At 43.5% G+C, this 19016-nt stretch carries 19 protein-coding genes; 11 read left to right on the forward strand and 8 right to left on the reverse strand.

Translation table 11 applies throughout. From position 1 onward, the window contains the following. Nucleotides 1-2: 2 nt before the first annotated feature. From FHW88_RS01345 to FHW88_RS01390, 10 genes are all read left to right on the forward strand, one after another. Nucleotides 3-1724 (forward strand): M23 family metallopeptidase, encoded by a 1722-nt coding sequence (locus tag FHW88_RS01345; RefSeq protein WP_176622541.1) that lies wholly within the window; start codon nt 3-5, stop codon nt 1722-1724. Nucleotides 1725-1739: 15 nt separating this feature from the next. Further along, on the forward strand, nt 1740-2201 hold the full coding sequence (gene bcp / locus FHW88_RS01350) for a thioredoxin-dependent thiol peroxidase (RefSeq protein ID WP_090531973.1): 462 nt from the start codon (nt 1740-1742) through the stop codon (nt 2199-2201). A 52-nt stretch (nt 2202-2253) separates the two neighbouring features. Beyond that, nucleotides 2254-3099 (forward strand): transketolase, encoded by an 846-nt coding sequence (locus tag FHW88_RS01355; protein WP_090531971.1) that lies wholly within the window; start codon nt 2254-2256, stop codon nt 3097-3099. 92 nt (nt 3100-3191) lie between these two features. Next, nucleotides 3192-4157: a transketolase family protein gene (locus tag FHW88_RS01360; RefSeq protein ID WP_090531969.1), complete on the forward strand. Its 966-nt coding sequence runs from the start codon at nt 3192-3194 to the stop codon at nt 4155-4157. Nucleotides 4158-4188: 31 nt separating this feature from the next. Then, nucleotides 4189-4743, forward strand: a complete 555-nt coding sequence (locus tag FHW88_RS01365; RefSeq protein WP_090531966.1) for an RNA polymerase sigma factor — start codon at nt 4189-4191, stop codon at nt 4741-4743. A 51-nt stretch (nt 4744-4794) separates the two neighbouring features. Next, the gene (locus FHW88_RS01370; RefSeq protein WP_176622543.1) at nt 4795-5841 is read left to right on the forward strand and encodes a hypothetical protein; all 1047 of its coding nucleotides are present in this window, start codon (nt 4795-4797) and stop codon (nt 5839-5841) included. A gap of 17 nt (nt 5842-5858) precedes the next feature. Beyond that, on the forward strand, nt 5859-6365 hold the full coding sequence (locus tag FHW88_RS01375) for a hypothetical protein (protein ID WP_091172619.1): 507 nt from the start codon (nt 5859-5861) through the stop codon (nt 6363-6365). A gap of 319 nt (nt 6366-6684) precedes the next feature. Then, nucleotides 6685-7878, forward strand: coding sequence for an aspartate aminotransferase family protein (locus FHW88_RS01380; RefSeq protein WP_176622545.1), 1194 nt, complete (start codon nt 6685-6687; stop codon nt 7876-7878). A 449-nt stretch (nt 7879-8327) separates the two neighbouring features. Further along, a complete protein-coding gene (locus FHW88_RS01385) occupies nt 8328-10604 on the forward strand; it encodes a glycosyltransferase family 4 protein (protein ID WP_176622547.1) in 2277 nt (758 codons plus the stop codon). Beyond that, nucleotides 10605-11609, forward strand: coding sequence for a glycosyltransferase family 4 protein (locus FHW88_RS01390; protein WP_176622549.1), 1005 nt, complete (start codon nt 10605-10607; stop codon nt 11607-11609). A gap of 78 nt (nt 11610-11687) precedes the next feature. Here the strand turns inward: FHW88_RS01390 and FHW88_RS01395 are convergent, their stop codons facing one another. The 7 genes from FHW88_RS01395 to yihA all read right to left on the reverse strand — a co-directional run bounded on the left by FHW88_RS01395 (nt 11688) and on the right by yihA (nt 17416). Next, nucleotides 11688-13391, reverse strand: coding sequence for a M3 family oligoendopeptidase (locus tag FHW88_RS01395; RefSeq protein WP_176622551.1), 1704 nt, complete (start codon nt 13389-13391; stop codon nt 11688-11690). A gap of 184 nt (nt 13392-13575) precedes the next feature. Beyond that, nucleotides 13576-14502: an NAD-dependent epimerase/dehydratase family protein gene (locus FHW88_RS01400; protein WP_176622553.1), complete on the reverse strand. Its 927-nt coding sequence runs from the start codon at nt 14500-14502 to the stop codon at nt 13576-13578. A gap of 270 nt (nt 14503-14772) precedes the next feature. Further along, nucleotides 14773-15378, reverse strand: a complete 606-nt coding sequence (locus FHW88_RS01405) for a Crp/Fnr family transcriptional regulator (protein WP_176622555.1) — start codon at nt 15376-15378, stop codon at nt 14773-14775. Beyond that, complete coding sequence (locus FHW88_RS01410) at nt 15366-16220, reverse strand: UbiA-like polyprenyltransferase (protein ID WP_176622557.1); 855 nt, start codon at nt 16218-16220, stop codon at nt 15366-15368. The genes FHW88_RS01405 and FHW88_RS01410 overlap by 13 nt, the downstream gene beginning before the upstream one ends. Further along, nucleotides 16217-16558 carry an endonuclease domain-containing protein gene (locus FHW88_RS30360; protein WP_410505615.1) on the reverse strand — a complete coding sequence of 114 codons (342 nt, stop codon included), beginning with the start codon at nt 16556-16558 and terminating at the stop codon, nt 16217-16219. Before FHW88_RS30360 ends, FHW88_RS01410 begins: the two co-directional genes overlap by 4 nt. Next, a complete protein-coding gene (locus FHW88_RS29995; RefSeq protein WP_218117111.1) occupies nt 16489-16641 on the reverse strand; it encodes a hypothetical protein in 153 nt (50 codons plus the stop codon). Before FHW88_RS29995 ends, FHW88_RS30360 begins: the two co-directional genes overlap by 70 nt. Before the next feature lie 130 nt (nt 16642-16771). Further along, nucleotides 16772-17416 (reverse strand): ribosome biogenesis GTP-binding protein YihA/YsxC, encoded by a 645-nt coding sequence (gene yihA / locus FHW88_RS01420; protein WP_176622559.1) that lies wholly within the window; start codon nt 17414-17416, stop codon nt 16772-16774. A gap of 148 nt (nt 17417-17564) precedes the next feature. Here yihA and FHW88_RS01425 point away from each other — a divergent pair, with 148 nt between their 5' ends. After that, nucleotides 17565-18053 (forward strand): VOC family protein, encoded by a 489-nt coding sequence (locus FHW88_RS01425; protein WP_176622561.1) that lies wholly within the window; start codon nt 17565-17567, stop codon nt 18051-18053. 224 nt (nt 18054-18277) lie between these two features. Here FHW88_RS01425 and FHW88_RS01430 read toward each other — a convergent pair whose 3' ends face one another. Next, nucleotides 18278-19015, reverse strand: a complete 738-nt coding sequence (locus FHW88_RS01430; RefSeq protein WP_176622563.1) for a DUF1080 domain-containing protein — start codon at nt 19013-19015, stop codon at nt 18278-18280. Between the last annotated feature and the right edge of the window lies 1 nt (nt 19016).

The raw sequence follows: 19016 nt of genomic DNA on the forward strand, positions 1-19016 counted from the left end.
GCATGATTAAAAAACTATTGGTTACAGGTGCTATGTGTCTGGCGCTTTATTCAAACACATTTGCACAGAACAATATTATACAAAGCAGGCAATACCCGCAAAACTATTTCAGGTATCCGCTTGATCTTACGCCGCCCACTACAGCCGGTTCATTTGGTGAATTGAGGCCCGCGCATTTCCACTCGGGGCTCGATTTTAAAACCAACCAGCGTACCGGCTACCCTGTACATGCTGCTGCCGAAGGTTACATATCAAGGGTACGTGTACAGTTTGGTGGGTTTGGGAGGGCTATTTACATCACCCATCCCAATGGGTATACTACGGTTTATGGTCACCTGCAAAGTTTTAGTCCGGCGGTTATTGAGCTGGTAAAGAAATATCAATATGAACACCAAACCTACGAAGCCGATTTTAAACTTACACCAACACAAGTGCCGGTAAAAAAGGATGAGGTGGTAGCCATTTCAGGGAACGCCGGTGCATCGGCGGGGCCGCATGTGCACTTTGAGATCAGGGACAGCAAAACAGAGGAAACTATCAATGCGCAGCTGTTTGGTTTAACTATTCCGGATAAAGTGCCGCCTACAATTACCTCCATCGGCATTTATCATCTTAACGGAAACCCTTTCAGCGAAAAAACACCCAGGGAGTTTTTAGGCGTTACGGGCTCAGCAGGTAATTATCATCTCCTTAAACCACAAACGCTGGAACTAAGCGGTAACATCGGATTCGGGATTAATACCAGCGATATGAACAGCACGTCGCTTAATCATAACGGTGTTTATTCAATAGAGCTAAAACTGGATGGCAAAACCGTATATACCTTTGCTGTTGAACGTTTCGCGTTCGATCAAACCCATGCTATTAATGCCTATATAGATTACCCTGCATTTGTATCATCCCGCAGGTGGATGCAAAAATGTTTCATTTTGCCCGGCAGCCGGATTTCATTGTATCCGCAATCGGTAAATAACGGCATCATTACATTTGATGATAACGCGACGCATGATGTGGAGTATGTTGTAAAGGATGTGGCTGGCAATATAGCAACGCTTAACCTGAAGGTTAAATCATCTCCGTTTACAAACCCACAGCCTGTAAAACCTACCGGTACTATGTTTTACTATGACAAGCGGAGCGAGTTTAGCAACGACAAAGTGAAAGTGGTCATTATGCCTGGTAACCTTTATGATGACCTTGATTTCCAATATTCAGCATCAGCCAAACCCGTGGGGGCTTATTCGGCCATGCACCATATCCATAACCGGCTTACACCCATTCATGATAGCTATGAGATCTGGATTAAGCCCGATGTTGACCTGGGTAATTACACTGATAAGGCGGTTATTGTAAGTTCTTGGGGCGGCTGCCAGGGCGGTTACTTTAAAGATGGCTATGTGATATCGCAGGTGAGTGCCTTCGGCGACTATTATGTCAAGGTAGATACGGTGGCCCCGGTAATTCATCCTTTAAACATCAAAAATGGCAGCAACATGAAGGCTGCCCGCAGTATTAATTTCAGAATGAGCGATAATTTATCAGGAATTAAGAGTTATACAGGCACAATTGATGGTAAATGGGTGCTAATGGAGCATGATTATAAAACTAAAATATTAAGTTATACCTTTAATAACGATATTGCGCCCGGTAAACACGTGTTTAAGTTGACTTTAGTTGATAACAAGAATAATTTTTCGGAATTTTCCGCCGATTTTTCCAGATAAGTACCTAAATAAGCCATGACAACATTAAAAGAAGGCGATAAAGCTCCTGCTTTTACCGCTAAAGACCAAAACGGCAAAGAAGTATCCCTTGCCGATTATAAAGGCAAAAATGTGATCCTTTACTTTTATCCTAAAGATGATACCCCCGGCTGTACTGCCGAATCATGCGATTTCAGGGATAACTATCAATCACTTTTAAGCAAAGGTTTTGAGGTGATAGGGGTAAGTACCGACGACGAAAAATCGCACAAAAAATTTGAAACCAAATATAGCCTGCCATTTACCCTGATAGCGGATAATGAGCTTAAAATTGTAGAAGCTTACGGCGTATGGGTTGAAAAAAACATGTACGGCAAAAAATATATGGGTACAGCCCGTACCACATTTATAATTGATGCAGAAGGGGTTATTACGCATGTGATCAGTAAGGTTGATACTAAGGCCTCGTCACAACAGGTGCTCGATCTTATAAAATAAGTGTTAAAAACACAATCAAAATAGCTACTTTAGCAGTTCCTAAATTCCATTAATGAAAGCAGACTTACAAACATTAGAAAAAACCGCGTCACAAATCAGGCGCGACATTGTACGCATGGTACATGGCTGTCAATCAGGCCACCCGGGCGGCTCATTGGGCTGTACCGATTTCTTTACCGCATTGTATTTTTCGGTAATGAACCACGATCCTAAATTTAATATGGATGCAGTTGGCGAAGATATTTTCTTCTTGTCAAACGGCCATATTTCCCCCGTGTTTTACAGCACATTGGCGCATGCCGGTTATTTTGATAAAGCCGAACTGGCAACTTTCCGTAAACTGAACGCGCGTTTACAAGGTCACCCAACCACACATGAGCACCTTCCGGGTATCCGTATTGCTTCGGGTTCATTGGGACAGGGTTTATCGGTAGCTATCGGCGCTGCATTGGCAAAAAAATTAAACGGTGATAAATCATTGGTGTTTACCCTACATGGCGATGGCGAGATCCAGGAAGGCCAGATTTGGGAAGCTGCGATGTTTGCCCCGCACAATCATGTTGATAACCTGATCTCAACTATCGATGTTAACGGTCAGCAAATTGATGGTCCAACCAAACAGGTACTTTCATTAGGCGATCTTCGCGCTAAATGGGAAGCTTTTGGCTGGGATGTATTGGATATGAAAGGTAACGACATGGCCGATGTGGTTAGAGTGCTTGAAGAAGCAAAAAGCCGTACAGGTCAGGGCAAACCGATCATGATCCTGATGCATACCGAAATGGGTTACGGTGTTGACTTTATGGTGGGCAGCCACAAATGGCACGGTGTTGCGCCAAATGATGAGCAGCTTAAACTGGCTTTAGATCAGTTAGAGGAAACACTGGGCGATTATTAGTCCCTGGCCCCCTGAAGGGGAAGTTTAGAAACATCAGTTTAATTATTACGATTTAATGCCAATCCCTCTCGATTGCAGGGGGAATTTGAACAATGAAAAAATACACTTACACAGATAAAAAAGATACCCGCTCGGGCTTTGGCGCCGGGTTGCTGGAAGCAGGCCAGAAAAATGATCAGGTTGTTGCACTTTGCGCCGACCTTATTGGTTCGTTAAAAATGAACGATTTTATTAAAGCATTCCCTGAACGTTTTGTACAGGTAGGTATTGCTGAAGCTAACATGATCGGTATTGCTGCCGGTATGACCATCGGCGGTAAAATTCCTTTCACCGGTACTTTCGCCAACTTTTCAACCGGCAGGGTTTATGACCAGATCCGTCAATCAGTAGCTTACTCAAACAAAAACGTTAAAATTTGCGCTTCACATGCCGGTTTAACTTTGGGCGAAGACGGTGCCACTCACCAGATTTTGGAAGATATAGGCCTGATGAAAATGTTACCAGGTATGACTGTTATCAACACCTGCGATTATAACCAAACTAAAGCCGCTACTGTTGCTATTGCTGAGTATGATGGCCCGGTTTACTTACGTTTCGGCCGCCCGGTTGTTCCGATCTTTACCGATCCCGATCAAAAATTTGAAATTGGTAAAGCATGGATGGTGAACGAAGGCGCTGATGTAAGTATCTTTGCTACAGGTCACCTGGTATGGCAGGCTATCCTTGCCGGCGAAATTTTGGCTGAGCAGGGCATTGATGCCGAGATCATCAACATCCACACCATTAAACCGTTGGATGAAGAGGCTATTTTGAAATCGGTTGCTAAAACAGGCTGCGTAGTTACTGCCGAAGAACACAACCGTTTGGGTGGCTTAGGCGATAGCGTTGCACAGGTGCTTGCAGTGCACAATCCATCACCACAGGAGTACGTAGCTGTAAATGACAGCTTTGGTGAAAGCGGTACACCTGAACAGCTGATGACCAAATACGGTCTGGATGCAGATCATATTGTGGCAGCGGTGAAAAAGGTGATAGAAAGAAAAAACAAAAAAGGTTAATTAAACCTTTAACATTAATAAAATTCTAAAAATGTCGGTACAGGTTGAAGATTCAGAGATATTAAGCAAGTTTCAGGACGAAAAGACCCGGAATGAAGCATTTAACCTGTTGTTAAAAAAATACCAGCAAAAAATATACTGGCACATCAGGCGCATGGTTGTTGATCATGACGATGCTGATGATCTGGTTCAGGATGTTTTTGTAAAGGTTTGGAAAAACCTGGCCGGTTTCAGAAACGACGCGCAACTGTACACCTGGATGTACAGGATAGCATCCAACGAATGCATTACTTTTTTGAATAAGAAAAAACAAAAAAATAATGTTTCGTTGGATGATGTTGCTTATGAGCTGGCCGATACGCTGGCCGACTCAACCTACTTTAACGGCGATGCTGCGCAGCGTAAGCTACAGGAAGCACTGCTTACCCTGCCCGAAAAACAACGGCTTGTTTTCAATATGAAATATTATGAAGACATGAAGTATGAAGAAATGTCGCAGGTTTTGGGTACCAGCGTGGGGGCTTTAAAGGCTTCGTTTCACCTGGCGGTCAAGAAGATAGAAGCTCATTTGCTTGGCAGGGATTAATTTTTTAATTTACGTTAAACCTTTTAGCACTATACCAATCTATAGTTGTGTATGAAAAGCGATATGGACAATAGGGAATGGCTGGATGATTTCATCGCGCTGAAACAGGTTAGCAAAACTAACCCGTTCACAGTGCCTGAAGGCTATTTCCATGAGTTAGCGCAGCACATTACAACACGTATAAGGCTTGAGGGATTAAAAAATTATCCATCTGCAGGGTATACCATACCCGAAAACTACTTTGACGAGCTAAGCAGCAACATCCGGAGCCGTATAAATATTGAGCGTGCTTTAAGCGCCGGTGATTCGGGGTTTACCGTTCCCGAAAATTATTTTGATGAGCTGAGCAGCAATATTCAAAGCCGGATTGTGGTTGATGAAGCCATGAATGCGGGAGAGGGCTTCACGGTGCCCGAAAACTATTTTGACGAGTTAAGCAGCAATATCCAAGGCCGTATAGCGGTGGAGGAGGCCATGAACCTGGCTGATGAAGGCTTTACTGTACCTGAAAATTACTTTGATGAACTGAGCAGCAACATCCAAAGCCGTATAGCGGTTGAAGAAGCCATGGGCAATGAAGAAGGGTTTACTGTTCCTGAAAATTATTTTGAGGAGCTAAGTGCCAATATTCAAAGCCGCATAGCAGTTGAGGAAGCAATAAATGCCGGGCACGAAGGTTTTGTTGTACCGATAGATTACTTTGATCAACTTAACCAGCGTATCCTGGATAAAACAGTTAATGCAGACGTTGAAGAGGAGCAGGAAATTGATAATGTTATAAGCATTAACAAAGCAAAACCTGTACAGAAAAAAGGAATAGTGAGGAGGCTTTGGTTGTCGCCAACCATCAGGTATGCTACAGCGGCCTGCTTTGCTTTAATATTAGGTGTGGGTGTTATTTTCAGGGGGGATATCCAGGCGCCGGATCATAACCATTCTTACTTGCATGAGCAGGTATCATCGGTGCCGGTTGATGAAATAAAAAGCTATCTTCAGTTACACATGGACGCAAGCGATACCCGTACACTGATAGATGCAAACCAAAAAAGCAACACAAGTAATGCAGACGAAGATCTGTCGGATTATATAGATAATTAAACAGAGGAAAAAATTTAATGAGTAAATTGATCAGGCATATTTGTATTGTGTTATTTGTTATGGCAATAGGCTATGAAGCTGTGGGACAGGTTAACCGCTTTGTTCCGGCTCAAACACCTTCAAGGCCCCAACTTAATCCGGTACGCCCTAATGGCAACAAAAAGGGCGCTATGGGTAAAAGACTTGAGGCTGCCCGTAACAGGTATATCAGCCGCCAGCTTGATCTTACTGATGAAGAGGCTAATAAATTTTGGCCGCTTTATAATCAGTACCAGCAGGAGCTTACTGCTGTACGCATTCTGAAGCGTTTAAATAACTCCACTTCATCAACCAACGGCACCGAGCAAATAGATAAGGAAATCTATTACGAAAGCCAGCTGGTTGGGATCCGTAAACGCTACCGCGATTCCTTTGCCAAGATCCTTCCGCCCGAAAAGGTGAGTGTCCTGTACAAAAGCGAACAGGAATTTAACGATGAGCTCATCAAACAACTCAGCGAACGCAGCGAGAGAGCAGGGAATTAGGGGTAGTGATTAGAGGTTGGAGTTTAGAGATTAGGTTTCTTTTCTTCCTAATAAATCAAGATCATTTTAAAAATACGTTTACAGATGGATTTTCGTCCATCTGTTTTAGTTTATCTTTGTCGGTAAATCTAAGTAGGTCATCATTGCGGACCTAAGACTTACGAAGTTTTTAAAACTTCGTAAGTCTGGGTTCTACTACTCGTCATTGCGAGGTACGAAGCAATCCCCTATAAGCAGAGCCGCTCTGTATAGTTCGCGATTGCTTCGTACCTCGCAATGACGGTTTGGATTTTAACAGTTTTGAATACAACTTAACAACATGCCAACTCTTCGCCAGCTTTTTTTAGTCAATAACGCGCAAACCACTAATTTTCCTTTATTGCTTGAATTTGAGCGTGCCGAAGGTATTTATATGTACAATGCGGAGGGCAAGCCTTATATCGACCTGATCTCGGGCATTGGGGTAAGCAGTCTTGGGCACAGCAATCTTTATGTTATTAATGCGATAAAGGAGCAGGTTGATAAATACATGCACCTGATGGTTTACGGCGAGTATGTACAGACCCCGCAGGTGCGCTTTGCCGAAAAGCTTGTTTCCGTATTACCGGCGCCCCTCCAGTCGGTATATTTTACCAACTCGGGTGCCGAGGCCGTTGAGGGGGCATTAAAGCTTGCCAAGCGTTTTACAGGCAGGCAGCAGGTTGTGGCTTGTCTTAACTCATATCATGGCAGCACACATGGCGCATTGAGTGTTATGGGCAATGAGGAGTTTAAACAGGCTTATCGTCCTTTATTACCGGGCGTAAATTTCATCCGTTTTAATAACCCGGAAGATCTTATGCTGATAACTCAAGAAACCGCCTGCGTGATTATCGAAACCATCCAGGGTGAGGCCGGCGTCCGTGTGCCGGATCTTGCATATATGCAGGCTTTACGCGCCCGTTGTGCCGAAACCGGTACGCTGTTGATCCTGGATGAGATCCAGGCGGCGTTTGGACGGACAGGAAAGCTTTTCGCGTTTGAGCATTTTGATATCGTACCAGATATCCTGTTACTGGCAAAAGCTTTAGGCGGCGGGATGCCGATAGGGGCGTTCATTTCATCAAACCAGATCATGGACGCGTTAAAGGAAAACCCGATCCTTGGTCATATCACTACCTTTGGCGGGCACCCTGTATGCTGCGCGGCAGGTTTAGCGGCACTGGAGTTTCTGCTGGATAACAACCTGGTATCCGGCGTAGCCGAAAAGGAAGCTTTGTTTCGGGATTTGCTTGTACACCCGGCTATACAACAGGTACGCGGCAAAGGCCTCATGATGGCTATCGAACTGGAAAACTTCGAGCTCAATAAAAACATAATTGACCGTTGTATCGAAAACGGTGTAATAACCGACTGGTTTTTACATTGCAGCAACTCCATGCGTTTGGCGCCTCCTTTGATCATTACCCACGACGAGATCAGGAAAGCTTGTGATGTAATTATAGAAGCGATTGATTTCTACACTAATAAATAAAATATAACATTCCTCCTCGTGAAATGAGGAGAAATCTTCTGCGGACAGTTAAGAAACCATGCAAATCCAGCCTCGATTGTGTATATGATTTCTCTTTCGCGTTAACGCGAAATCTCATTACTGCTCTATACTAAATGAAAAGAAGTTTTCTTCAGCCCATTTGCGAATCAAAGAAAGCCGACAAGCACAACGATGTTTGGCTAAGTCAATTCTGTGCTATTCTTCCTTGTAAATTGCCTGTTACAACACCTTCATAATTCATAAGGATTATAGTTTGAGTTAAATTGGTATGGTTTGTGTATTTATAGCAATGCCTATAAAAACAATGCTTTCAGTGTCCTAAAGGCAATAAATAAGGTCACTGATGCATCTTTTTAAGGTCACCCTGCTTTTACAATTAATTAAATGTTGTAAAACGAACTATCAAAGCATCTATACACAATCTACATATGAAAATAGCATATATATCAACCTATCCCCCCCGCGAATGCGGTCTTGCAACATTTAATAATAATTTGATGCGTGCCATCAGTTCAAATTTCCCTGAAAGGCACACCTTAGCACAAAATGGCTTTGTTGTGGCACTTAATGATTCGGAAAACCTGCAGGAATATGAATACCCGGAGGAAGTTAAATATATCATTCGTCAAAATCACCAGAAAGATTATATCCGTGCGGCCAATTATATCAACACCAGTAATGCCGATGTATGTATTATGGAGCATGAGTTTGGCATTTACGGCGGCGAAAGCGGCATTTATATTTTACCGCTGATCAATCGTCTCGAAAAGCCATTGATCTCTATTTTGCATACAGTATTGAAAGACCCGAGCTATGTGCAGCGCATCATTATTCGCGAAATTGCCGAGCAATCATCGAAGGTTGTGGTGATGAGCAAACGTGCTGTAGATTTCCTGACCAATATTTATGAGATCCCTGCCGACAAGATCCAGATCATAGAGCATGGCGTACCTGATGTGGAAGCCCCTGCCGAGAATCCGGTGAAAAGCTTGTCGGCTTTTAAAAACAAAAGGGTGATGTTAACCTTTGGTTTGCTAAGCCGTAACAAAGGTTTGGAAACTGTAATAAAAGCATTGCCTAAAGTAGTAGCGAAGCATCCTGATGTGATGTACGTGGTATTGGGTAATACACATCCCGGGGTTATCAAAAGTTCGGGCGAGGAGTACCGCGATCATTTGAAATCGCTTGCGGCGCAGTTAGGCGTTTCGAAGAACCTGGCATTTATCGCCAAGTTTGTTTCCGAAGAGGAATTGGTAAACTATTTAACTGCCTGCGAAATTTACGTAACACCATATTTAAACGAAGCACAGATCACCAGCGGTACCTTATCATATGCGGTTGGTGCGGGTGCAGCTGTGGTTTCGACTCCATACTGGCATGCTACCGAATTGCTGGCCGATAAACGCGGCAGGTTATTTGACTTTAAAAATTCGGAAGCACTGGCCGATATTGTCATCGAATTACTTGACCAGGACCGTGTGCTGAACGAGCTGAAGAAAAATGCGTACCAATATGGTTTACATTTACGCTGGCCGGTTATAGGCGCCGAATTTATTAAAGTGGCCCGGGAATCACTGGTACGTTTTGATTTCAGCGATAAAATTCTGCGTAACAGCATCGTTGACCCGGAGATCCTGCCGAAATTCAGCTTAACCCACGTATTGAGGTTAACCGATGATACCGGGATTGTACAACATGCCAAGTACGGGATCCCGAATTTAAAAGAAGGGTATTGTTTGGATGATAACGCCCGTGCGCTTATTATGGCATTAATGGCTTATCAGCGTAACGGAAGCCGGGAAGCATTTGAACTGCTACCCATTTACCTCAGCTACATCCACTATATGCAAACTGATGATGGTAATTTCCGCAACTTCCTGAGTTTTGACAGACGCTACCTGGACGAGGTTGGCTCGGAAGATTCATTTGGGCGTACCATTTGGGCCCTTGGTCATTTAATTGGCTGTGCGGCCAGCAATTCATACCGTGAATTCGCATTGGAGATCTTCCATAAATCGGTGCCGCATTTTTCAGCGCTGAAACATTTAAGAGGTGTGGCCAATACTATAATTGGTATCAGTCTTTACCTGCAGGTTTATCCTACAGATGAGGGTATGGTTAAAATATTAGCCAACCTTACCCAACCATTGATTGATGCTTATAATAACACCCAGGCTGATGATTGGCAATGGTTTGAGGAAAAGATGACTTACGATAACGCCATCCTGCCGCTGGCCCTATTGCACTCATGCGAGATTACCGGTAATGAGGAAGCCAGGAAAATAGCTTTGGCAACTATGGCTTTCCTTGATCAGCTTACTTTATCAAACGGATATTTAAGTCCAGTTGGTAATGATGGCTGGTATTACCGTGGCGGCACATTCCCTACATTTGATCAGCAGGCTATTGAAACAATGGCTATGGTGCTGATGCATTTCCAGGCATACCAGATCTTCAGGATACCGCAATACATTGAAAAAATGTTCCTGAGCTATAAGTGGTTCCTGGGCGAAAATACTTTGCGGGCACCGCTGTATGACCATGAAACCAAAGGCTGCTGCGATGGTTTGCTGCCTGGCGGCATTAACCGTAACCAGGGAGCTGAAAGTACACTGGCTTATCTGATATCGCACCTTACGGTGTTGAAAGCCTTTGAGCTGGAATACGAATACAATAAATACGGCCAAAAAATGCAGATCTGTTAAATGAAGGTAGCTGTATTAGCCCCTGTTGCCTGGCGCACGCCGCCTAGGCACTACGGGCCCTGGGAGCAAATAGCATCAAATATAGCCGAAGGGATCATCAAAATGGGGGCGGAGGTAACACTCTTCGCCACGGGCGATTCGATAACCGCGGGTAAGCTTGATGCCATTTGCGACATGGGTTATGAGGAAGACAGAACACAGGATGCCAAAGTGCTGGAATGCCTGCATATTAGTAACCTGATGGAAAAGGCCGGTCAGTTCGACATTATTCATAATAACTTTGACTTTTTGCCGCTTACATATTCAGGCCTGATTAAAACGCCACTACTCACTACCATTCACGGGTTTTCATCATCAAAGATCATCCCGGTTTATAAAAAATATAATAGCCGGGGGCATTACGTTTCTATCAGCAATGCCGACCGTAGTCCTGAGCTTGATTATTTAGCCACGGTATATAACGGCCTCGATACCCGTGATTTTCAGTTTTATGAACAGCCGGATGATTACCTGTTGTACTTCGGTCGTATCCATCCCGACAAAGGAACTGCCGAAGCTATCGATATCGCCAAAAAAAGTAAACGGAAATTACTGATAGCCGGTATAGTTCAGGATACCAACTACTTTAAGGAAAAGATAGAGCCATTGCTTTGTGCCGATGTGGAGTATATAGGCCATGCCGGGCCTGATAAGCGGCGGGAGCTTTTAGGCAGCGCTTATGCACTATTGCATCCCATCAGCTTTGATGAACCTTTTGGCCTGAGTGTGGCTGAAGCAATGCTATGCGGTACGCCGGTCATAGCTTTTAACCGGGGCTCAATGCCTGAATTAGTCAAAAACGCACAGACCGGCTTTTTGGTTAATACGGTTGATGAAGCCGCCGAAGCAGTTGGCTGGCTCCGTCAGATTAGCAGGGCTGATTGTTATGACTGGGCAAATTCGCAGTTTTCGAGCGATAAAATGGTGAAGGATTATTGGGAGTTGTATAATAGGGTATTGGATTAAAAGCAAAAACTGCCGCGGCAGACAGGTATAAAACAACAAAAGCGCCACTGGCGCTTTTGTTGTTTATGAGAGAAAATTTTAATTTAATTTATCCAACTCTGATTTAACAAACTCAGCCAGTTCTTTTACATAGGCCGCGCTAAAGTCAAACTTGATCCCTGCGGTTTCGTAAATCTCTTTAATAGTTTTAGTGTAACCGAGTTTAAGGGCGTCTAAATATTGTTGCAAGCCCTTTTCCGGATTTTCTTTGTAGTTTTTCCATACAGCGATAGCGCCTAACTGGGCCATGCCGTATTCGATATAGTAAAATGGCACCTCGAAGATGTGTAGCTGTTTTTGCCAAAGATTTGCTAATGCTTCGCGATGTTCGCTCCAATCGGTAAAACCCGCGCCGAATGGTTCAAAGATCTCGATCCAGGCGGTTGTACGGTCGGCATCGGTATGGTCGGGGTTGGTATAGATCCAGTGCTGAAACTGATCGACAACGGCCACCCACGGCAGGGTTTTCAAAACATCAACTAACTGATCACGTTTGGCGCGTTTAAGATCTTCCTCGTTATCAAAATACACATTCCAGTTATCCATCGAGATCAGCTCCATCGACATGGAGGCTAATTCGGCAACTTCGGATGGGCAATGTTTAAAATCATTCAGTTCCAGATCGGCAGTAAGGAAAGTGTGTACCGCGTGACCGCCTTCGTGTACCATAGTAGTTAAATCGCGGAAGGTATTGGCCGAATTCATGAAGATGAAAGGCGCGCCGGTTTCGGCCAGCGGATAGTTGTAACCACCCGGGGCTTTGCCTTTACGGCTTTCCACATCAAACAGGCCGTTATCTTTCATGATCTCCAAACGTTCGCCTAAATAACGATTGATGTTGCTGAAGCACTGGATAGATTTTTCGATCAGGTCTTCGCCATTCTGAAATGGTTTAAGGGCCGGTTTACCTGAAATATCCACATCCATATCCCATGGCTTAAGGGCAGGCAAGTGCAAAGCCTCGCGGCGCTTTTCGGCCTGGGTTCTTAGAATAGGCACTATTTCGGTTTCGATAGCTGCATGAAAAGCATAACAATCCTGCGGGGTATAATCGAAACGGCCTAAAGCCTGGAACATATAATCGCGGAAGTTTTCAAAATTGGCGTTTGTTGCTACTGTGTGACGAAGCTTACGCAAATGGTCGAAAAGTTCATCGAGTTTGTCTTTATCCTGTAAACGGCGGCTGGTGATCTTTTCCCAAACTTCCTGGCGTTTAGCACGATCAGTGCCCTTTAAAAATACGGAAGCTTGTTCTAAAGTAAATTCCTTATCATCAACATGAACAGACATGGAACCGGTTATAGATTGGTACTTCTGCTGTTCCACCTGGATCTCGGTTTGTACCGGGATATTTTCCTCGCGGAAAAGTTCCAATGCTTTTTTTACGGCCCGTAAAAAAATAAAATATTTTTTGCCATCCAGTTTATCAACAAACGCGCTGGCAACCAGCTTTTTGTTCAGTTCGTTACTGTATGGAGCAATTTTGGGCTCAATTTCGGTAGCAAAGTACTGGAACTTTTGAAGCAGGTCTTCGCTGGTGGTATCGCAGGTCATGCGGATGTAGCGCCATGCGAAATCTTCTTCCAAAGCTGCTTCCAGGTCACTTTTATCGCGCAGCCATTTCTCCAGTTCTTCAACTGAGTGGATTGGACGATCTAATAATTCTTTATAAAAAGGCTCAAGGGTTTCCCATTTAATATCAAGGGAAGCCGGGATATATGTTCTTGTTTTTTTGTGGATCATGATTTTTAGATGTGCAGATATGCAAATATGCGTATTTAGTCCGTAAGTCCGCAAGTCGGAAAAGTCCGTAAGTTGGAATTAAAAAGAAGGTATTCCTATTAAAAAAGCCCGAAAGTTACATCTTGACTTCGGACTTGCTGACATCGGACTTGCCGACAAAAAAACAACTTTCGGACTTTCGGACTCACCCTTTATGAAGCGTTTTCGATATCTCAGTTATCGCATCCTCGTAGCTTGTTGGTTTAAAGTTGAACGCTTTCTCAAATTTGCTGCTATCGAAAATATAATCGTGATCGTACTGGTAATACATCTCCACTGTACCCATTACCACCTTTTTAAATAAACCGAACAGCCACAGCATAACTTTATTAACGCGTGTATATTTTGGCTCAACTTTATAAACCCCGGCGGCAATATCCAAAAACTGTTTACCGGTGATGGCCGGCGGGGTAGGGAGGTGCCAGATCTGGTTGCCGCTATTGGGGTCTTGACCAAGCAAAAACATGGCTTTACCCGCATCGGGCACATAAATAAAATTGTGTTTACAATCCGGATTGCCTATCCATTGCGCGTTTTGTTTTTTGGCGTAATTGCTAAGCACCATCATATCAATAAAGCTGTTGACCGGGGCGCCATAAAAATCAGGTGCGCGGGCTATGGTTGCGTTGATATTGCCGGCTTTAACTTCATTCATGAGCATTTCGGCGATGCCCGCTCTTATTTCGCCTTTAACGCTGCTTGGTTTATATGGGGTATCTTCGGTCATGGAGCTGTTAACCAGTCCGTACATGTAAACGTTATCAAAAAATATTAAACGGGCACCGGTGGCTTTGGTAACATTGATCACATTTTGCATGATCACCGGCCATTGCGCCCGCCAGATGTCTTTATCATAAACCAGGCCGGCCACGAGATAAATTACTGTCGATCCTTTTGCTGCCGACAGTACTTCATCGTAATTGAGCAAGTCGGCTTTTTGCCAGGTTACTTTATCATTATTATTGGTGTTAACCGGTTTGCGGCTAACTAAACGGATGGTTTCGTTATGGTTGATTAATTCTTTGGTGAGGATGTTTGCTACCGGACCGCCGGCTCCTAATATAGTATGCATGATCTTTTTTCGTTTTGTGTATTACAAAGGTAGGCTGCCTTTGTAAATCAAAACGTTAACAAAAGATAAGGAATTGATTGATTTCGGAGTTCGGATGTTCGATTTCGGACTTACTTTGATTTCGGAATTCGGATTTTCAATTTCGGATTATTTTGATTTCGGAATTCGGATGTTCGATTTCGGATTTAGCGGATGTTAAATTTTTATTTGGCTTTCTGCTTCAGCTTTCAGTTCTCCCAAAACCTTTAACCTTTTACCTTTCACCTCAAACTAAGCACTTATTTTCATGATCCTTCTTCTGATCCGCGAGAGCGAAACCGGGGTAATTCCTAAATAATTGGCAATATAATGCTGGGGGATGCGGTACAAGGCTTCGCCACCTGTTTGTAAAAGATCGGCATAACGTTCTTCGGGCGATTGGGTGATAAAGGAAGTAATACGTTCTTCGTAACAGATGAGATAGTGTTCGGCTGTTAATCTTCCAAAACGCTCCATCTTAAAACCGAGCAGCTCATTCATGCAAGCTTCTTTCAGATTTTTGTGGCTTAAATTCACAATCACCGAATCTTCAAGCGCCTGGATATAATTTGCCGCCGGTGTACGGGTGAGGAAACTTTTGTATGAGCTTAGCATTTCATCCTCAAAGCTGAAATAGCCGGTTATTTCCTCGCCGTCTTTAACATGATAATAGCGTACGGATCCTTTTACTACCAGGCCGATGTGATCGCACACTTTACCGGCCTCTACATAAAACCTTTTCTTTTTTAAGGCATCTACCGTTAGGTATTGCGATAAAGCCTGCCACTCGTCGTCGGTAAGCGGAACATATCTCTCAAAATACTCCCGAAACTTGTTAATGGCCTTTAGTGAATCCATATCCTGTCGAGCAAAAACAATACAGCAAATACTACGCTGGCAATGCCATTGGTAGTCATAAAAGCAAAGTTAACGCGGCTCAGGTCGTTTGGTTTTACAAGCAGGTGCTGGTAAACAAGCATGGCGCAAAAGAACGCGATACCAATGTAGTACAGGAAGCCTACCTGAGTTTCAAATGCGGGCATCATGATAAAAACAGCCGAAAGCACATGTAAAAAGATAGATAGTCTTAAGGCGTTCACTTTACCTAAATACGCCGGGATAGAGTGCAGGTTTTGGCTTCGGTCAAAATCTTCATCCTGCAGGGCGTAAATAATATCAAAGCCGCTTACCCAGCAAAGTACGGATAGTGAAAAGAATATGGGTGTAATAGCAAACTGACCGGTAACCACTAAGTAAGCACCGATAGGAGCAAGCGATAAACCCAATCCTAATACCAGATGGCAGAGCGCGGTAAAACGTTTAGTTGCGCTGTAGCCCATTACCACAAATAAAGCTACCGGCGATAAAAAGAAACAAAGCCTGTTGATGAACCAGGTAGCTGTAATAAACAGCAGGCAGTTGATAATAACAAATGTTAAAGCAGCTTTTGGGCTGATCCGGCCGGCTGGGATATCGCGCTGTTTGGTACGTGGGTTTTGAATGTCAATATCCCTGTCAAGGTAGCGGTTAAAGGCCATTGCCGAATTACGGGCAAATACCATACATAAAACCATCAAAACCAGCTTTAGCCAGTCGAAATGATATTGGGTGGTAGTTACTGCCAAAAAGAAGCCGATAAATGCAAACGGCATGGCAAAAATGGTATGAGCGAATGTTACTAAGGATAAGTATTTTTTCATGATATTCGGCTCCCCTCTTGAAAGGGGTAAGAGGTGTGATCTACTTCGTTGTTTTTAAATTTCTCTATATGTTGCTCAATTGTTCTTAAAACGTTGAACATGTCTTTTCTTACTTCCAGTTCAGTAAAACGGATAATTGTTAAATCGTATTTTTCGAGTTCTTGCTCACGTATCAAATCCAGTTTATATGTCTCTTCGTGGTTATGATATTGACCATCGATCTCTATTATCAAATTTAGTTCGAAACAATAGAAATCTACAATATAATTTAACAGAGGCTTTTGGCGATGGAAATCATATCCATAACCTTGTTGCCTTTTAACTCTTTCCAGAGTAATATTTCGCCAATTGTACTGTCATTCCTTAATTTCCGGGCCAGCTCTTTTAACCGGGGATTGTATGGAATGATTGTGCGGGGCATATTGCTCAATATTAAAAATAATTAAAAGGCCCTGTGCGATTCCCCTCTTGAGAGGGGTGTAGGGGTGTGTTGCGTCGTATGCTTAGCAGACGTATTGCTTGTCGCTTGTTAACACACCCCTGCCATCGCGCTATTCTTCGCGCCCCCTCTCAAGAGGGGAACCAAGAAATACCGGCACTTCAAAATTTTGATTTACTGCATCGATAAACTCAAGTATCTCTTCGCGGCCTTGCTGTGTTTCTGATGATGTGATGAAAAACTGCGGCATTTCATCAAATGTAGCCAGCAGGGCTTTCCTGAATTTGGCAATGCTTTGGTCTGTTTTAATGCTCGATTGTTTATCGACTTTGGTAAATACCAGCACAAATGAAAGGCCTTTTTCGCCAAGCCAGTTGCAAAATTCAAGGTCGATCTTTTGTGGCTCGAGGCGACTGTCAATCAGCACCATTACGCATTGCAAGCTTTCGCGTTTGTCCAGGTAAGTATGGATGAACTTATCCCATTTGGCTTTTTCCGTTTTTGATGCGCGGGCATAGCCATAACCGGGTAAATCAACAATGTACCAGCTCTCGTTGATCAGGAAATGATTGATCAGCTGCGTTTTGCCGGGAGTTTGCGATGTTTTAGCAAGGCCCTTTTTACCGGTTAATGTATTGATAAGGGATGATTTGCCCACATTTGAGCGCCCGATGAAAGCGTACTCCGCTTTAACGGGTGGAGGTAACTTGCTTACCTGGCTGTTGCTGCAAATAAATTCGGCCGATTTTACGATCATTCTGCAAAGGTAGTATTTTTACTTAATGCGTTCATTGTGGTAATAGTATGGAGTAAATAGCCATTGCTTGTTTATAGGCTTGTTTTACAATAGAAAAACAAAAAGTAGCGCAATAATAATAAAATTTGATGTTTAAACATGTAATTATATGAACGATTATGAAATACCCGCCCAAACCCGCATTGGTCACGTACATTTAAAGGTAAGTGATCTGCAAAAATCTCTTGATTTTTATTGTGGGTTGCTGGGTTTTGAAAAAATGGTAATGTACAGCGACCAGGCCGCCTTTATATCTGCAGGTGGTTATCACCATCATATTGGCTTAAATACCTGGCATAGCAAAGGCGCTTCACCGGCCCCGGAATACGCACCAGGCTTATACCATACTGCCATCTTATATCCCGAAAGAAAGGACCTGGCCATTATACTTAAAAGGCTGATTGATGCCCGTTACAATATTACAGGAGCATCTGACCATGGTGTATCTGAAGCCATCTATCTTAACGATCCCGACCAAAACGGGGTTGAGCTTTACTGGGATCGCCCCAAAGAACAATGGCCTATAGATGAGGATGGGAATTTGACCATGTTTACCCGCAGGCTGGATATAGAAAGTTTACTGCAACTGGCTAATTAACAGATAAAAAGCAAACAAAAAAACTCATTGTGGGTTATATATTCAACGGGGGAATCAAAAGATAATCAATCTTTCCCGGTCATTGGGAGGCGGAACGGCGAAGCAGTCCTCTGCCGGCGATATTGCATGGTTGCCTGCTGTTAAGGATTGCTTCGTACCCCCAATGAGTTTTTTGATAAAGATAAAACTGTTGCGCGAAGGTACGAAGCAAAAAATTATAAATATTATAATTCCTTTATTTTAATGCTCCTGAAATAAGCTTTATGCCCATGGTCCTGCAGTGCAATCAACCCGGTTTTGGCGTTGCCATAGTCGGGATAATCTTTCCATTTACCTTCGGCTTTTTTCCTTTTCCAGTCGCTGGTCCATGCTTCAAAAGCTAAAATCTTTTTGCCGTTGAGCCAGTGTTCAACATGTCCGTTGTTGAAAATAATTTTACTGGTGTTCCAGGTGCCAACCGGGGCTACTTTTTTTGAGGCGTTTGGCAGGTACATGGCATAATCACAGCCTGTTTTTTGCCAGTCTTCCAGTTTTTCGGGCCAGCCGGCATCGTCAATGATCTGGTATTCGGGGCCGGTTTCATAAGGGCCGTGGTATTTCGGATCTTCAACCACATGGTATATTACACCGCTGTTACTGCCTTTTTCTATCTTCCATTCCCATGAAAGCTCAAAATTGGTATAAGCTTTATCGGTTACTATATCTCCGCCGGTATCACCCTGCGCTGCACCAAGACAAACCAGGGCACCGTCAACAATGGTCCAGTTTTTTACCGGACCGTTTTTGTTGAAGCCATGCCAGCCTTTTAACGTTTTGCCATCAAATAAATTTATCCAGGTACCTTTTGCAGGAGTAGCCTGTTTAGGAAGTTTAGCGTTATGAACCGGAATCCCTGACGTTTGTACGCAAACTAAGCCTGCAGCAGCCAGTGCCAAACCCAATTTTTTAAACTGTTGTTTCATA

It is taken from the genome of Mucilaginibacter sp. SG538B (assembly GCF_013376065.1).
GTDB lineage: Bacteria > Bacteroidota > Bacteroidia > Sphingobacteriales > Sphingobacteriaceae > Mucilaginibacter > Mucilaginibacter rubeus.

Excerpts from the sequence above, each read along its gene's own strand:
- FHW88_RS01425 (WP_176622561.1), top strand. The coding sequence starts at position 17,565 with ATGAACGATTATGAAATACCCGCCCAAACCCGCATTGGTCACGTACAT.
- FHW88_RS01375 (WP_091172619.1), top strand. The coding sequence starts at position 5,859 with ATGAGTAAATTGATCAGGCATATTTGTATTGTGTTATTTGTTATGGCA.
- FHW88_RS01365 (WP_090531966.1), top strand. The coding sequence starts at position 4,189 with ATGTCGGTACAGGTTGAAGATTCAGAGATATTAAGCAAGTTTCAGGAC.
- FHW88_RS01385 (WP_176622547.1), top strand. The coding sequence starts at position 8,328 with ATGAAAATAGCATATATATCAACCTATCCCCCCCGCGAATGCGGTCTT.
- FHW88_RS01370 (WP_176622543.1), top strand. The coding sequence starts at position 4,795 with ATGAAAAGCGATATGGACAATAGGGAATGGCTGGATGATTTCATCGCG.
- FHW88_RS01430 (WP_176622563.1), bottom strand. The coding sequence starts at position 19,015 with ATGAAACAACAGTTTAAAAAATTGGGTTTGGCACTGGCTGCTGCAGGC.
- FHW88_RS01360 (WP_090531969.1), top strand. The coding sequence starts at position 3,192 with ATGAAAAAATACACTTACACAGATAAAAAAGATACCCGCTCGGGCTTT.
- FHW88_RS01345 (WP_176622541.1), top strand. The coding sequence starts at position 3 with ATGATTAAAAAACTATTGGTTACAGGTGCTATGTGTCTGGCGCTTTAT.
- FHW88_RS01405 (WP_176622555.1), bottom strand. The coding sequence starts at position 15,378 with ATGGATTCACTAAAGGCCATTAACAAGTTTCGGGAGTATTTTGAGAGA.
- bcp (WP_090531973.1), top strand. The coding sequence starts at position 1,740 with ATGACAACATTAAAAGAAGGCGATAAAGCTCCTGCTTTTACCGCTAAA.
- FHW88_RS01410 (WP_176622557.1), bottom strand. The coding sequence starts at position 16,220 with ATGAAAAAATACTTATCCTTAGTAACATTCGCTCATACCATTTTTGCC.
- FHW88_RS29995 (WP_218117111.1), bottom strand. The coding sequence starts at position 16,641 with ATGCCCCGCACAATCATTCCATACAATCCCCGGTTAAAAGAGCTGGCC.
- FHW88_RS01380 (WP_176622545.1), top strand. The coding sequence starts at position 6,685 with ATGCCAACTCTTCGCCAGCTTTTTTTAGTCAATAACGCGCAAACCACT.
- FHW88_RS01395 (WP_176622551.1), bottom strand. The coding sequence starts at position 13,391 with ATGATCCACAAAAAAACAAGAACATATATCCCGGCTTCCCTTGATATT.
- FHW88_RS01355 (WP_090531971.1), top strand. The coding sequence starts at position 2,254 with ATGAAAGCAGACTTACAAACATTAGAAAAAACCGCGTCACAAATCAGG.
- FHW88_RS01400 (WP_176622553.1), bottom strand. The coding sequence starts at position 14,502 with ATGCATACTATATTAGGAGCCGGCGGTCCGGTAGCAAACATCCTCACC.
- FHW88_RS01390 (WP_176622549.1), top strand. The coding sequence starts at position 10,605 with ATGAAGGTAGCTGTATTAGCCCCTGTTGCCTGGCGCACGCCGCCTAGG.
- yihA (WP_176622559.1), bottom strand. The coding sequence starts at position 17,416 with ATGATCGTAAAATCGGCCGAATTTATTTGCAGCAACAGCCAGGTAAGC.